The organism is Enterococcus sp. AZ080 (genome assembly GCF_051714945.1).
Lineage (GTDB): Bacteria > Bacillota > Bacilli > Lactobacillales > Enterococcaceae > Enterococcus_B > Enterococcus_B pernyi.
Window position 1 is genome coordinate 1,433,108 of the sequence record NZ_JBIOSV010000001.1, and the last position, 16,013, is coordinate 1,449,120.

14 protein-coding genes are annotated in these 16,013 nt (G+C 39.2%); 5 read left to right on the plus strand and 9 right to left on the minus strand.

The features are described from left to right. Positions 1–97 precede the first annotated feature (97 nt). Positions 98–1,141, minus strand: coding sequence for a LacI family DNA-binding transcriptional regulator (locus tag IGK01_RS06760; protein WP_438840603.1), 1,044 nt, complete (start codon positions 1,139–1,141; stop codon positions 98–100). Between the two features lie 215 nt (positions 1,142–1,356). Beyond that, complete coding sequence (locus IGK01_RS06765; protein WP_010735468.1) at positions 1,357–2,394, minus strand: Gfo/Idh/MocA family oxidoreductase; 1,038 nt, start codon at positions 2,392–2,394, stop codon at positions 1,357–1,359. Positions 2,395–2,606: 212 nt separating this feature from the next. Here IGK01_RS06765 and IGK01_RS06770 point away from each other — a divergent pair, with 212 nt between their 5' ends. Next, complete coding sequence (locus tag IGK01_RS06770; RefSeq protein ID WP_010735467.1) at positions 2,607–3,479, plus strand: MurR/RpiR family transcriptional regulator; 873 nt, start codon at positions 2,607–2,609, stop codon at positions 3,477–3,479. 97 nt (positions 3,480–3,576) lie between these two features. On the opposite strand, the gene IGK01_RS06775 is transcribed toward IGK01_RS06770, so the two are convergent. From IGK01_RS06775 to IGK01_RS06805, 7 genes are all read right to left on the minus strand, one after another. Beyond that, positions 3,577–4,155, minus strand: coding sequence for a histidine phosphatase family protein (locus tag IGK01_RS06775; RefSeq protein WP_349519457.1), 579 nt, complete (start codon positions 4,153–4,155; stop codon positions 3,577–3,579). 259 nt (positions 4,156–4,414) lie between these two features. Beyond that, a complete protein-coding gene (locus tag IGK01_RS06780) occupies positions 4,415–5,026 on the minus strand; it encodes a TetR family transcriptional regulator (protein WP_010735465.1) in 612 nt (203 codons plus the stop codon). 18 nt (positions 5,027–5,044) lie between these two features. After that, a complete protein-coding gene (locus IGK01_RS06785; RefSeq protein ID WP_010735464.1) occupies positions 5,045–5,725 on the minus strand; it encodes an ABC transporter ATP-binding protein in 681 nt (226 codons plus the stop codon). Between the two features lie 7 nt (positions 5,726–5,732). Then, positions 5,733–6,806, minus strand: a complete 1,074-nt coding sequence (locus tag IGK01_RS06790) for an ABC transporter permease (protein WP_010735463.1) — start codon at positions 6,804–6,806, stop codon at positions 5,733–5,735. A 282-nt stretch (positions 6,807–7,088) separates the two neighbouring features. Continuing rightward, the gene (locus IGK01_RS06795; RefSeq protein WP_438840604.1) at positions 7,089–8,933 is read right to left on the minus strand and encodes a carbohydrate-binding domain-containing protein; all 1,845 of its coding nucleotides are present in this window, start codon (positions 8,931–8,933) and stop codon (positions 7,089–7,091) included. A gap of 13 nt (positions 8,934–8,946) precedes the next feature. Next, positions 8,947–9,621 (minus strand): DUF4956 domain-containing protein, encoded by a 675-nt coding sequence (locus IGK01_RS06800; protein ID WP_438840605.1) that lies wholly within the window; start codon positions 9,619–9,621, stop codon positions 8,947–8,949. Beyond that, positions 9,611–10,336, minus strand: coding sequence for a polyphosphate polymerase domain-containing protein (locus tag IGK01_RS06805; RefSeq protein ID WP_023519668.1), 726 nt, complete (start codon positions 10,334–10,336; stop codon positions 9,611–9,613). Before IGK01_RS06805 ends, IGK01_RS06800 begins: the two co-directional genes overlap by 11 nt. Positions 10,337–10,477: 141 nt before the next feature. Here IGK01_RS06805 and IGK01_RS06810 point away from each other — a divergent pair, with 141 nt between their 5' ends. From IGK01_RS06810 to IGK01_RS06825, 4 genes are all read left to right on the plus strand, one after another. Continuing rightward, entirely contained in the window at positions 10,478–11,152 is a 675-nt protein-coding gene (locus tag IGK01_RS06810) for a response regulator transcription factor (RefSeq protein ID WP_010735458.1), read from the plus strand. Positions 11,153–11,156: 4 nt separating this feature from the next. Next, on the plus strand, positions 11,157–12,467 hold the full coding sequence (locus tag IGK01_RS06815; RefSeq protein ID WP_244063025.1) for a sensor histidine kinase: 1,311 nt from the start codon (positions 11,157–11,159) through the stop codon (positions 12,465–12,467). A 247-nt stretch (positions 12,468–12,714) separates the two neighbouring features. Further along, positions 12,715–13,713, plus strand: a complete 999-nt coding sequence (locus IGK01_RS06820; RefSeq protein WP_438840606.1) for a tyrosine-type recombinase/integrase — start codon at positions 12,715–12,717, stop codon at positions 13,711–13,713. A 621-nt stretch (positions 13,714–14,334) separates the two neighbouring features. Further along, a complete protein-coding gene (locus IGK01_RS06825; protein ID WP_153829829.1) occupies positions 14,335–15,864 on the plus strand; it encodes an AMP-binding protein in 1,530 nt (509 codons plus the stop codon). The last annotated feature ends 149 nt before the right edge of the window (positions 15,865–16,013 follow it).

Consider the following 16,013-nt stretch of genomic DNA (forward strand, 5'->3'; position numbering starts at 1 on the left):
TAATTGTTTACTTAATGTTTACACAAGAGAGAACACAAAAAAAGTTCGAGAAAGAGAGATTCTCGAACTTTTTCAAGGGTTAAATGTGCAAAATGAGTTAATCTAAAAGCGGACTGTCCTGTCCGATGGAATCTCGTAAGACGAATTCACTGTGACAGATCACACGAATCGGCATCGTTCGTTCTTTTAACATGCGTTCCTTCGCTAAGCGTACAGCTAAACGCCCCATTTCTTCCGGATTTGCCTTGATACTTGATAAGCTTGGTGTCATGAATTGAGCCATTTCGATATCATCAAAGCTCACGACAGCAATATCATCAGGGATTTTTTTATTTGCTTCACTGATTGCTTTATAGACACCTACTGCCATCGGATCACTGGCGACGATAACTGCTGTGGGCGGTGAGGATTGCGCCAATAACTCTTTGCCTAAACGAAGGCCATCTTCAGGTTTCCAGTTTCCTTGATAGGTGTTGGCATAATGTGGCAGGCCATTTAATTTCATCCATTTAAGGTAAGATTCCGCTCGGATCTCTTCTTTGTTTTTATGAACTTCACCGTTTTCAGCTACTTGACTGCTGTATCCACCGATAAATGCGATGTTTCGATGGCCTTTCTTATAGAGAACTTCTAATACTTCAACGGTTTTTTGTTGGAAGTCGGTTTGGATACAATCAAATTCCTCAGAGTTCGAGTAATTATCCACCAAGATCAAGTTGGGATTGATTGTAGCGATTTTTTTCGTTGCTTCAATCGTCATTTCACTGATCATGATCACTGCACCATATTTCGCTAACTCTTTCCATTCTTTATGGGCATCTCTCATATGGAAAGCACGGATCGTGCGAAAACGCCACTTTGCTGCTTCTTTTTCAATGCCACCACGGATTTTGCGAAAATAGGGATCATCTAATTCTGCTTCTTCTTGATGTCGAACGATCAAGGCAATCGTCATTTCATCTCCTAAACTTCGACTGCCGCGTTTATTTTTATCAACAGAATAATTTAATTGATTGGCAATTTCAATCACACGTATCCTCGTTTGTTCGTTGATGCTAAATGTGGGATCTTCATTCAGGATACGGGAAACACTCGCTGCTGAAACCCCAGCGATTTTTGCGATATCACGTATAGATGCCATTTACTCACCTCTTGTTTACTGTTTACTAAATAGTAACAGAAAATCAAACAAAAGGCGAATGAAAATTTAGCATTTGCTCTTTGAGAATTTGTTGTTGCATTGTGTGAATCAGTGGGCAGGATAAACGAAAAAACCGTAAATCATCCTTTGGATTTACGGCTCGATTCTTTCATTACTTGGAAAAAGAGTATCCCCTTTTGGATGTAACAATATCCTTAATTTTCAAATGCAGTTTTTGCTTCTTCAATCTGTTGGATACCTGTTTCTAATATTTTCATTTGTAATAACGTTTCTTCATCTTTTACGATTTTTTCTGCACCATTGATCAACGTTTCGTAGATTCCTTCGTACACTCGGCGATAATCTCCGACTTCAGAAACAACTTTCTCTTCATGATAAGTTCCTTCTTTATCAATATAGGTCAATACACCATAGTGTTCCGGTTGATCAATCCCGAAGTCCGCGTTTTCAGGCATATAGAACATTTTCAAGTGTTCTTCTTGTCGGTCTTTTGTTTGTTTGACAAACATCCCTTTTTTGCCATAGGCAACAAAACTAGGACGTTCTTTGATACGGAAATAACTTGATTTGATCGAAACTTTCATTCGACCGTAGTAAAAGTCTAAGTCAAAGTAATCATTCATTCGGCCGGTTCCTAGTAATTGACGGACATCGTAATGGATATCATCTGGTTCACCAAAATAAGAAAGGACCTGATCCACTGTATGACAAGCATGGCCATATAAGTAGCTGTTGGCAACTGAAAATTCCTTTGTACCCTCTGGGATTTCTGGACGGAAGTAGTCATAGTGCATTTCCACTTCTAAAATATCACCAAGCTTTCCACTTTCGATCACTTTTTGGACAGTCAAAAAGTCCGAATCAAAGCGGCGATTTTGATAACATTGGATAAATAGTCCTTTTTCCGCTGCTAAATCGAATAATTCTTTTGCTTCTTTTGAAGTTTCTGCAAAAGGTTTTTCGACTAACACGTTCTTGCCATTTTCCAAAGCAAGTTTGGCGTATTCTGCATGAAATTGGCTTGGTGTCGTGATGACTACTAATTGGATTTCAGGATCATTCCACAGATCAGACAATTGATCGGTATATTCGATCTCATCAAAAGTTTCCCAAATTGGTGCTGATGGAGAGTAGATTTTTTTGACGTTGATTTTGTCTGGTAGCCTTCTTGAGAAGGGTAAATGATAGCGATTGGTACTTTTACCATTACCTAAATATGCGATTGTTAACATGTCGTTTCCTCCTACTTTCGAATGATTTCTTTTCTTGAGTATAGCGCACAATAGGTAAAAGAAAGCCGACTCTAGTTTTTTTGGTAGAAATGTTCAAAGAAATTGAAAGAATGTCGATATTTTTGAAAAAGATGTTCAATCTTAGACTACTGTAAAAAGAAGTGGTTATTTTTCTAGTTATTCAGTAAGATAGATTTGGAGGTGTGTGATGGATGCTTATCGAAGAAAAATTAACCCAACAAGAAACATTTACTACAAATGAAAAACGGATCGCCGATTATCTGCGGATGAATTTGGAAGCAGCAGTTTATATGACGATTGAAGAGCTGGCAAAGGAGACCTATACCTCCCATTCCGCCATTATCCGATTCTGTAAAAAAATCGGCTATAGCGGATTTAAAGAATTTCGCTTTGAATTAGGACGAGAAGTCCACCAACTGGTTGCTCAGTTCAATCAAGTCATCGATCCTAATTTTCCTTTTACCGTTGATGATGATGCGAAGATGATTGCCAAAAAAATGGCAGATCTATCCATTCAAGCTATCAAAAAAGCGCAATTTCAAATGGAAGATCAATCGTTAGAAACCATCGCGACTGTTTTAAACAAAGCAGAGCGCATTTTCTTATTTGCAAAAGGTGATTCGCAAACAACTGCTCGGAAATTCCAAAATAAATTAGTTAAACTAAATAAGTTCTTGATCTTAGCCGAAGAATATAGCGATTCGTCCTGGAATGCGGCTAATTTGACGGAAAATGACTGCGGGATTTTTATTAGCTATAGTGGACGCATCCATCATTACGAACGTATTCTTACCTATCTAGCACATATTGGCGCACCTAGTTTATTGATCACAGGAAATGAACAGTCTGAAATGGCAAAGAAAGCAGCCATGCGGTTGGTCGTGTCTCAAGAAGAGTATGATTTTGCGAAAGTTGCTACATTCTCTTCTCAAATTGCCTTCGACTATGTCTTGAATACCTTATACTCCTTGATGTATACGCAAAACTACCAAGAAAATTTATTGAATTTGAAAGAAAAACAAGAGTTGATCCAAAAAGGATTGTTAAAGGAATACAAGAAGTAAGCGTTGTAGTAACAAAATAATAGCCCAAAGACTGAATCCTTCGTTTCGTCTTTGGGCTATTAGTATGGGCGTATAAAACTTCATTCATCAAAAAAACTTAAAATTGATGATTGATCGCCTGGATGAATGAAAATTGACGATAGCTATACTCGAATTCTAAAATACAACAATTTGAAAATTTTATCTTGGCCACTTGCTCATAAGGCAACCATTTTTGAATGAATAAATACATGGCACCACCATGGCTAACTGCTAACACGCTTTGGTGCTCTTTTTCCATGATGTCGATCAAGGTCGTGTTCATTCTTTGTTGGAGTTCTTTTGCCGACTCACCGCCATAAGGAACAAATGAATCACCATAGGAAGTTTCGCCAACTGGTCGTTTAGGATTCAATGCTTCACTTTCTCCCTCAAATCGGCCAAAGTTCCATTCTTTTAACCCTTTACATCGCTGATATTCTTTTTCCCCGATAATGATTTCTAGCGTATCAGAAGCTCGTTCTTGTGTGGATGAATAATACGCATCAAAGGTGATTTGATTGGTTTCAAAATAGTCTCTTGCCACCTCTGCTTGTCTGATCCCAGCTTCTGTCAATGGAGAGTCACAAGCCCCTTGGATTTTCCCTAATTGATTGAACAAGGTTTGACCATGACGCATGAGATAAAGTTTTTTCATTTAAAGACCTCCTGTTGGTTTGTATATGTATCTTCATTATTTAGTATAGTCTCTGGAGTAAACTCCAAGTCAATAGAAAACCTATTTTTTTCGATGAGGTGGGGATAAAAGTTGTCTTGACTTGAGATGATCAATGCTCCAGATGTTTACCATCAAGCTTTAATCATGGTTATTCAGCTATTGTATAAAAAAGAAGCGCCTACTCCCAATTACAAAGAATGATGCGGAAGTAGATGCTTCTTTTTATTTATAGACTTGTCTAACTATTAGCCTTACTCTTTACCCCTATCTCTAGCCATTTGACTTTATAGCGGAAATCCTCTACTAGTTCTTCAGCTGTCCATTGGTTGATCATATAATCTGTCAAAGAATTCATGACAAGAGCCATCACGAAATATAAAAAGCTGATGGCTTCTTCTGTCGTAGCCATGACGATCTGGTTGATTTTTAACAAATCAAGCCATTGTTCAACCATCGATGTGTCACCTTGATCATTTGAACGCTTCGCTGAACCTAGATCGTTTGCACGTGTGAGTAATTTGATGGATCGCCAATAAGAACTATCTTTACTTAGCTGTCCACACCAGGCGAGATATTCTTCGATTCCTAAGAAAAAATGATCTCGATTTCGATTGATCGAAGCGATGATATCTCCATGGACTTGATTGGAATAGTTTCGGACAGTAAACGTATACGCATCTTCTAAATCCTGAAAATATTTGTAAAATGCACCACGAGACATCCCCATTGCTTCAACGATTTCTGAAACTTTGACTTGGCTGATGTGCTGATCATAAAATGTATCTAATAAAATCTCTAAGATCCATTGCTGTTTTTCTTTGGAAATATTGAAAAATGTTTCTTTTGGCATAAACACTCTCCTTACTGCTTAAGCTTTAGCTTGTTCTTTTAAATAGCCGTCTTCCATGCGATAGACACGGTCGCTCCACTGGATCATCCGAGAATCATGCGTGACCATGACGGTCGCTTTTTGCTTCTCATGGGCTTCCTTGACTAACAATTTGACAACTTCATAGGCATGATCCGTATCTAAGCTTGCTGTGGGTTCATCCGCTAAAATCAAGCTTGGGTCATTGAATAATGCTCTTGCGATCGCTACTCGTTGTCTTTCTCCACCAGATAAATCTTTTGGATAACTGTCTTTTAACTCATAGATATCCAATGATTTCAGCAATTCGTCGATTCGCTCATCCCCTGCTTTTTTCTTAGCGACACGATCGACTAAGTAAAACTGTTCTTTGACTTTTAGGAAAGGGATCAAATTTGAACTTTGTAAAATGAAGCCAATTTCTTTAAAGCGTAAGTCTGCTCGTTTTTTTTCATTTAATTCAGAAAACGAATGACCGTTAATGTGAATTTCACCTGAAGTAGGTGTTTGAAGACCACCAGAGATGGTTAAAAATGTACTTTTCCCTGAACCAGAAGGGCCGATGATGCTGACAAATTCTCCTTGTTTCACTGAAAAATTGATTTCTTTTAGTGCAGTCACTTCTGTTCGGCCGTTGCCGAATTTTTTGACGATATTTTTCATTGTCAAGATTTCTTTCATTTTTCTATTACCCTCCTATCGCAATAACTGGATCAACTTTAGCGACTGTCCGAATGGAGAATAGCCCACCGATCATTGCTACGAGTATCAATATCCCACTATATAAAAGCCACTGAGGCCACATGATCGCGAAAGGCATGGCAGTCGGTAAGATCAAACTAGTCAAGAAAGCAAGCCCTACTGCGAATGCTACACCAACCACTCCTACGATGAATGCTTGTGCTAGTAAGGAACGGGCGATAAATGAATTTCTGATCCCTTGTGCTTTCATCACACCGAAAATCGCTGTTTTTTGTAAGGTGATCACATACATAAAGATGCCTACAACTGCTGCAACAACGACAAACAAGAAATAAATCATCGCATTCAATGTCATGTTTTGTGCAGAATAACCTGGGAGACTTTGAATAAAGTCGTCAATCGACAATTTTTGTAATGTTTTTGATGCCCCATCCGATTGGATAGTGGCAGCTTGTTTCGTGACAATGGCATTGATCGGCTTCTTCTCATCCGAAGCAAAAGGCTGATCGCCAAATTTCAACTGTGTCCATGTATCAAGGTCTGTATAAACGACCGGCCCCACCGTGTAATAAGTTTCAGGGAAGATCCCAACGATTGTTAGTTCTTCATCATAGCTACCGATTTTGATTTTTTTGCCAATCGAAAAACCTAGATCTGCCATATTTTTGGAAATAATGATTTCATTTTTTTGTTTGAACATCTCGCCTTCTAATAAATCAGGCAATAAGAACGCATCGCGTGTCGTCCCAAATACAGTGATATTTTCCTTTTCTTCTGCTTTGACTGCTCCGCTGAATAAGCCAATAGGCGCTTTGTCTTTTGCGTCTACTTGATCCAGATCTTCTCTCGTCAATTGAGAGGCAGCAAAGACTTTATTGGCATCTTCTGATAGCACGATTTCTTGTGCTTGCCAGTCAACAATTGCTTTTTTGAACTCTTCGGAGAGTCCACTTGCTAAACCAGTTAACATAAACACAACATAAGCGATCAAGAACATGATTCCAATAATCAGCCCATAGCGTAGTTTGGCATAGCGCATTTCTTTTATCGCTAAAAACATTTTTTTGATTCCTCCATTTCGATTTCTTCATGAGTGACAAAGTGTCACTGGATAAAAGTATAGCGCTTGTGCATCCAATAAGTCAATTGCTTCGTCTGATAAATTCGTTCATAATATTAGTATTTTTAAGAAAAAAACACACTAGATAGCCATATTCTATGTGACACAAGCGTTTGCAATCTGTTACGAAAGTAGTGATGAACAAAAAAATGATCCCAAAAATGGCGCTTGTTCGCACGCTATTCTTGGGATCACTATCCTTCGTTCTCTTCGGTGATGGAACTAAAAACCTCCTGGCCCCATTTGACCAAAGGAAACTTCTTCCCCAGATTGAGAAATCGTCATTGACGTATCTGCGAAGCTGAACGTGCCTAAATCTTCTGCATCACTGATTGATAGTTGTTCACTAAAGCCATTCGTAAGTTCAGCTTGAGTCGTGCCACCGGTAGCAATCGTATACGTTTCCCCAACTGCAAGCTGTGGTGACGAGACTACGATTGTTTGATAATTTTTAGCAGGTTGATACGCAATCACTGCTTCCCCTGCGGTTGTTTGCAAACTCATGAGTGTATCTGCTTGTTGAACAGTGTCATAGCTGATCGCTACTGTCGCTTGAGTAGAACTATCACTGACGGTTTGCGTCATCCCACTTGAACCAGCAGCGACAAATGTCCCGCCTGTTAGAGTAAATGTCCCACCATAATCCAATGCACCATTACCACCATTTACGGGGCCGTCAATCAGCATCGTACCGCCAGACATCTCAATGTTCCCGTTGCTGTCTAAACCGTCGCCTTCTGAATCAACGTAGATTGTCCCATCATTGATCGTGACTTCTTTGCTCTCATCCGCCTCATCCGGTGGACCACCAAAGCTGTCAGCGCCAAACTGTCCAGTGGTCGTTTCTGTGTCACTGCCACCACCAGCATTGATCCCGTCATCACTAGCAGTAACATGTATCTCTCCGTCATTGAAGGTGATGACTGCTGATTCAATTCCTTCATAGGATTGCTGGATGTCAATTGTGCCGCCATTGAAGGTCAATTCGTTGTCTGTATGAATCCCATCATCTCCAGAGCTTAATGTGAGTGTCCCGCCTGTTATTTCCGCACTGTTATTGGTATGGATACTGTCATCGGCGCTATTGATGGTATAGTTTCCGCTACTGATCAACACATTATTCCCGGCTTTTAGGCCTTTGTAACTTTCATTTGTATCTAAGTTCGTGCTATCGGCTCCGTCGGCCGTCTGGATCGTGATTTCTGCTCCTTGGCTACGGATGGATGTTTCTGCTTGGATGCCGTCTCTTCCACTGTTTATATTGAAAGTCCCGCCGTCGATCGCAACAGCACCTTTTGTCTCGTCCTCTGTTCCATTTGCTTGGATGCCATCCCCTTCTTCGGTGGTGATCTGATAGCTTCCACCTTTGACCGATACCGCATCTTTTCCTTTCAATCCGTTATTTTTTGCATTGATCTTATAGGTTCCAGAGATCAAGACTAAGTCATCTTTGCTACGAATCCCGTTACTATAATTGCCATCGACAGTCAATGCGCCAGTACCATTGATCGTCAAATCTTCTTTGCTGTACAATGTGGCATCTGGCTCAGTCTCATTTTCAGTAAGTGTATATGTCTTTCCATCAGCTAAGTGATTTTCAGTGTTGTCTGCTAAAGTCACTATCGCTTTTTCTGTTTGTTGGATATCAACAGCCGGTCCGTTAGAGTTGGTGATCGTTACACCTTTGAAAATCAGGTGGACGTTTTCTTCTTTCGGCACGTTCACGATCAATTGCCCATTAGTCAATGTTCCGCTGAGAACATAAGTCCCTCCTTGCGTGATCGTTACTTGTTTATCAGAAACTTCGACACCTTCTCCTGTCACTTCTGTCTCCTCCCCTAATTGGATGTCGACAGCGGAACTTTCCTCATAGCTAGTTGTTAGATCTTCTGTCTCATAATTATCGAACGTCGTTTCTGATTCCGTAGATGTCGTATCTGTCGAGAGATTTGTCACTGTACTTGTATCTGTTTCCTCTGTGCTAGTCTTACCCGAAGAAGCTGAATTTGCTGAGGAACAGGCTGTTAATAAGAGGCTGGTAGCGATTAATGAATAGAATTTTTTCATGCGAGTTTCTCCTTTATAATTCATCACGATTCGTGGTTACTTTACCGAGTACGACTGGTAAATTACCATTGCGAACACGTATTTGATCAATGATTTCTTTTTCCTGCTGTTGATTTTTCAAGAGAAGAATATAGCGTAACTCGTACAAGCTCCCCATTGTCGTTGTTCGCACAGAACTGAGATGATGCGTATACGTATACTCCTCAAAAATATCGGTAAACAGTTCAGGGTAGTCCAAATCTTCTGGAATCGTTACCTTCAATTCTCGCTCGGCTACATTATTCTGATTGGCAAAAGGTGAAAGATAAAGCAGTAGTAAAAAGAGTGCGACGATAGCTGAGAATATCACCACGTATGTAACGTAGCCCATCCCTGTGGCAATCCCGATACCCATCGACCAAAAAATACTAGTGATTTCTCTTGAACCACCGGCAACCGAACGAAAGCGAATCAGACTGAAGGCACCGACGACCGCCAAGCCTGTTCCAAGATTGCCATTGACCAACATGATGACTGATTGAACTAGTATCGGCAAAACAGCGACGGTAACAACAAAACTTTTCGTATAGATGTTACGTTGCATATGGATAATTGCAACTAATAACCCTAAAACTAATGAAGTGGCGATACAAATCAATAATTCTTTAGGTTGAATGGTTGTCCCTGATTCGATTAAACTAGATAGCATGGTTCTTTCTCTCCTTTGTCTGAATGAATAAATGTCGCTGATACGTTTCTGCGTATTTTGAAAAGCTCCCTTTTCTTAGCTGATAATCGTTCAACAGCTCCACAAACCACAAGGGATACGCCCCTAGCGCTTTCACTTCCATCAGTATGCCAATCTCAGGAGCAACCAAAGTTTCTTTCCCTGTGATTGATAGATCCAAATTGGTACTGCGAAAACGGATGTTCTGATCAAACGTCACACGAAAATCTGGATCTGACGTGCCAAATAGTGAAATTCGTTCATAAATGATCATTGTTTTAGGCGACAAATCTGGATTTCTTTTGAACAACCAATTCACTTCCTGTGGGATTTGTTCGGCTTCATTCTTGAGAAAATATTTTTGATCAAGCCATTGCAGATACTCAGCATAAGTGAGTGGCATTCTTCTTTTATAGACAATTCCGTTGACCTTCTTTTTTATTTCTAGAAAGACCATTGATGTCTCCTGCGATATGCCATAGCTTCTTACTCTGAATTTTTCTTTGTATTTTGGTTTCGTCATAGAATTGGTAATGAAACGATCGTCTGGTGTATCAAAGTACAAGGATAAAATAGTATGCAGCCCATATTCGTCGATCTGCATCTGTTTTTTCAAGTCTTTTAAAAAAGAATGGAACTGTGCCGTTGGGATCAGATATTTTGTTTCTTTGCGTTGGAATACATTTTTTAATTTCATTTTTTTCCTCCTGTCGTATCAAGTGATGTCATCTATCATACAAAGGTTAGCTTAAACGGAACTTAATCCGAAATTTAAGTTTTGTTTATGCTAATCATGGTAAAATTAACTTATATGGTGAAAGCAATAGAGGTGGAATGTATGATTAAATTATTAGTGGTCGAAGATGATCACGTATTGTCGGATAATATCAAAGAGATCATTTCTGAAATCGGTGAAGTGACTCAAGTCTATGATGGCAGCGAAGGCTTATATGAATTGGAATCTGGTGTTTATGATCTAGCAGTTCTTGATTTGATGATCCCTGAAATGAATGGATATGAAGTATTAGCGCATCTTCGGAAAAAGAACATCTTGACGCCGGTACTGATCTTGACCGCAAAAGATGGTTTAGAAGACAAAATTGAAGGATTTGAACGTGGTGCGGATGACTATTTGACCAAACCATTTTATCGTGAAGAATTACTGATGCGGATCAAAGCATTATTGAAACGTTCACTCGGACTCTTCAGTGAACATACGTTGGAGTATCAAGGAATCATCTGTGATTTGCAACAAAATACCGTCGAATACAAGAAACAACTACTTCCGATTCAAGGAAAAGAATTTGAGTTGCTTGTTTATTTCTTGCAAAATAAAGGGATCATCTTGACGAAAGAGCAGATTTTCGACCGTATCTGGGGCTTTGATTCTGACACGACGATCACTGTCGTTGAAGTTTATATGAGCAATCTTAGAAAACATCTTCGAGAGACCGGCTTGGATAAAGAAATCAAAACGTTGCGTAATGTCGGCTACATCTTACAGGGAGAGTGAGGCGATGACAGACAGTATTTTCAATAAGCAACGTACAAAACTTTTTGCAGCCAATGTGACCGCCTTTGCCTTGATTTTTCTTTTGCTTGGAGGAATCATTCTACATTTATTGAATCAGTCAGCCTATCGTGAGACCAACCTGATGTTGAAGAATGTCTCAATGAACTCGCGTATGGTGCAATTAGAAATCGAACGTTATCAACAGGGAAACCCTTTTTTCAACGCCCAGATCCCCCCACGTCAAACAGAGTCACTACCTGAAGGCGATCGTTTCAATACTCAAGTGATCTTGTGGTCTGCATCAGGTGAAGTCTTGAATAAAGAAACCATTGGTGGTCGTTTTAATCAAATCGAAGGGATCAAGCTGGATACGAGTCAGTTAGATACGATCCAAGACATTGAGCTTGCACAAGCTGACCAAGGAACGCCCCTTTATTTTCGATCGATTACTAAAAAAGCAACAAATCAAGGAGAAGTTGCCTACGTCCAAGTATTAGAAAATACCAATCAAATCAACTCTTCTCTGCGAACATTCCAAACGATTTTGATCCTTTGTATGATTTTCTTTTGGCTAGGTTCCATTGGCGTCAGCTATTATTTGTCTAAGCTCAACATGCGTCCGATCTTAGCATCATGGCGCCGACAAAGAGAATTTGTGGAAAATGCTTCCCATGAATTGCGAACACCTTTAACAATCATCCAAAACAGTTTGGAACACCTCTTTACTAAACCAAATCATACGATCATCGAAGAATCTGAAAGTATTGCGCAAGCATTGTCTGAAACAAGACGCCTGACTGGCTTGACCTCTGATTTATTGACCTTAGCACGAAGCGATTCGAGTCAAGATACGCTCGCAAAGCAAGAACTACAAACAAAAGGATTTATCGCTGAATTGATCAAACCTTTCCAAGAGATGGCAACGATTGATCAAAAAGAATTTATAGTCGATAACCAAGCAGACATGAGTGTTTTAGTTGATCCGAAAAAAATCCATCAAGTATTAGTCATTTTGCTAGATAACGCACTCAAGTACACGAGTGAACACGACGAGATCATTGTCACATCAGCTAGCACCAATAAAGACTGGGTGATCCATGTCAAAAATACAGGTTCTGCGATCAGTGATGAAGACAAAAACCGGATTTTTGATCGCTTTTACCGTGAAGACCAAGCTAGATCAAAGGAAACGGGTGGCTATGGACTTGGCTTAGCAATCGCAAAACAATTGATCGAGCAACACAAGGGACAATTGACTGTGTCAGATCACTTGCCTGTAGGTGTGGATTTCAAGATCCAGTTACCCATCAAATAATCATTTAGTGACACGCGAAAAGACACTTTGAACCATAGCTGATGCTACGTCAGAGTGTCTTTTTTATTGATTTAGTTTTTAGTATTCAGTGAATGATTGTAGTAAAATAAGACGAGGATCACAAGTAACAGTTGCCCTTCATCGCTACCCTATCAGGCTAATACATTTTGGGAGGCAGAAGCAATCTTTCCAGAAATACACTAGTTCCTGTTCCCATGACTTTAGATACGAAATGGAGGTTTTTTGCATGGATGTCAAAACAAGAAAACAGATACAAGAAAAGTTGAAACAACGAATGCTCCAGTTACCACCGATCTTCAATGAATTTTTGCAGGCGAACTCAAAAAAATTATCATTAGCCAGTCGCTATGAATATGCAAAAGATTTCCATTTATTTACAGATTACTTACGAAAAACGCATAAACAAGAAATAAATGATCAGTTGATCATCCAATTGGAAAAACAAGTCTATCTTAATTTTTTAAGTGAAGTTTACCTTCACACGCGAGCTTTTCATACAGCTGCTGCACAAGAAACACAACAGCAATTCAAAAATGGTTACTACGGGATCTCTCGTAAGCAATATGCTTTGAATCATTTTCTACGCTTTTTGTATGAAGAAGGCCTTGTTGAAAAAGAGATTTCCTTATTAGGGGATAGTTTACCAGAAACTACCTCTGCCGCTCCCCGTTACATCGACGCTTCTTTATTAAGTAATTTTGACTCGCTTTTCGTTCCTGAAAAAGGTTTTAATTCTCCACGGGAAGCACTTTTTGAACAAAAAAATCGTGCAAGAAATCTGGCAATCGTGGCTGTTCTCCTCTATTGTGGCTTGAAAATCCATGAAGTCGTTGAATTAAAATGGAAAAATATAGATATGAAGAAACAGATTCTGGTTGTAGATCGGAAAGCGAATCGTTTGGAGCGAGTACCTATTCCAAATGAAGCCCTTCCGATACTTGCGAATTATGCCAACCAACATAAAAATGGTGCATCTGGAGAATCCTATGTTTTCCGCTCTTCACACGATGAACAAATCTCGCCTCGCACGATTCGCCAAATCCTTGATCGGATCACGGTGTACAAAAACGTTTCACCGGAATTGTGTCGGAAAACTTTCCGTTACTATACTGAATTATACTTAGGCGACAAAGATGCAGTGAATTATCTCTGTGGCAATCGCTATGTACGTCCACACTCATTTGAAGAAATCTACGAGAAAATGCGTGACTTCTCCTATCGTTGAATCGTTCAATGATCTATGAAATCATCGCATAGAAAGTTCGCTACATCGCTCTGTTTCTTCACTTTCTATGCGATCTATTTCTTATTGAAGAATTTATTAACTGACAAGTATCCTCACTTAAAGTTTTTAAAAACGATCAAGTTGCTTTTGTCTTCTTTCTTGAAATAAGGTTATCGTAACTGTTCATTTTACATTGACTGATTCTTGCTTAGCATTTTGATCAGAATTTTTATTGCGCTTATTCTCAAATGTACCGACTGCTTTACGATGTTCTTCGATTTACATTTTTTCATTCCTTTTCAATACAGCTGATTAATTCAAATAGTATATCTATTATTTTCGTTTATCTTATTAAAAAAATAACTGATTATAAGTACATTTTTTTGAAAAAAACAAAAAAATGATTGATAAATCCTTTATAAAAAGCGAGTGGTCAAGCATTTTCTCAAAAAAAACCTTACGTCACCTCATATGGATATTGTGCATTTTTCATCCAATCTGCCCTCTCAATCCAAAAGATAACTTTACATCTAGGTTTTTCTGTTATTTAGATTGTGGATATGCTATCATATTTTAAGACTTTGTACATTTATTAACAAATTTATTTATGGAGCGTGAAAGATGGAAACAATCGACTATACCCCACTTAATCTTTATACGAATTTTCAAGAAGCTGCTGAACGCACACCTGATGTCCCAATGATTTTTGATCAGATATTAGTGGCTTTTCCGGAGCTTGGTTTTAAAAGCACTTACAGCGAATGTCATGAATTAGTAGTAACACGTGCCTACCAACTGGCTAGTTTAGGTGTGACACTTGGTGACAAGATCATGATCTACAAAAGCTCTGCTTTTGATACCTACTTGATGGCCGTTGCTGCCTCTTATCTAGGTGCAATTCCTGTCATGCCTTCCTACCATTTACCAACAAGTACTTTAGAAGTATTTGTTGATCGTTTGGAAGATCCTTTTATCTTATTTGACGAAGTTACAAGTGAACGCGTTGCAGGTATCACTAACGGCACGAAGAGCAAACAATTGGCTGTCGCTGATTTGCTCAAACAACCCGCAACTCCTGTGGCACAAAAGAAATTAGATAATGATGAAATCTCTTATATGACTCACACTTCAGGCACGACCGGCATTCCTAAATTGATTTGCCACTCTGCACATTCAATGGGCTGGCGGACAAAGTGGCAAAAAATGGTATTTACTAAGATCACCGAGAAGAAATTAGTCGCTTTTCATATTTCGCCGGTTCATTCACGATTCAACATCGGCATCTCTTCTCTTATGGCAATGGGCTTTCCGATGATGCCAATCGCAGATCCTCAAGGTGAACATGTGGTAAAACTGTTATTAGAGAATCCGCCAATTGCTTTAGAGACACATCCAAATAACTTTGTTCAGTGGAGTTTCACTGCTAGAGAGCATCCAGAAGCTTTTTCAGGTATTCGCTACTACCACTCTACATTTGATGCCATCAACAATCAGACAATGGAAGTATTCCTTCAAACGTCAGCAACAAAAGAAGCAATCTTTTTGCAAGTCTACGGACAAAGTGAATGTGGACCGATGATTTTGAAAGCTCATACTTTGGAGAGCTTAAAAACAAGTGACGCACGTGATATGGGTGTCGGGTTAGGTGACTTGACCAAAGCAAGGATCACTGATGAAGAAGGCAATGAACTACCGGCGAACACAGATGGTCACATCCACTTGTTATCAAAAGGCCGTGCATTGACTTATTATAAAGAAGATGCTCGATTTCAAGAAAATGTGTATGGTGTTTGGTGGGATAGCGGCGATTATGGTTGTATCGATGAAAATGGCCATCTACATCTGAAAGATCGTCAAGTTGACTTGATCGATACGATCAATAGTACATTAGCGATCGAAGATTATTTGTTGGATTCATTGGAATTTTTAGCTGAAGTCGTCATCGTTCGTGATAAAGATAATTCACCACAACCAATCATTGCTTTAGCGCCGAATCAAGAGATGGATTGGGATCGTTGGTGGAACCAAGTCCATGAATTGCCACGTTTGAACACACCGATCATTCGTGCTTACGAAGATATTCCAAGAACAGCAACCATGAAAGTCCAACGGTTACAAATTGAAAAGGAATTTAAAGAAGCAAATCAATAATTATCTCCTCCAATAGTCCAGACAAGTACTTTTCCTGTAGTTAGGAAAGTGCTTGTTTTTTTGTATATAGATTTCTTTTCTTTTTTCTATATAAAGTGGCTGACTTGATAATCTGCCAATTGGCTGTTTTTCTTTTTATTCGAACAAGG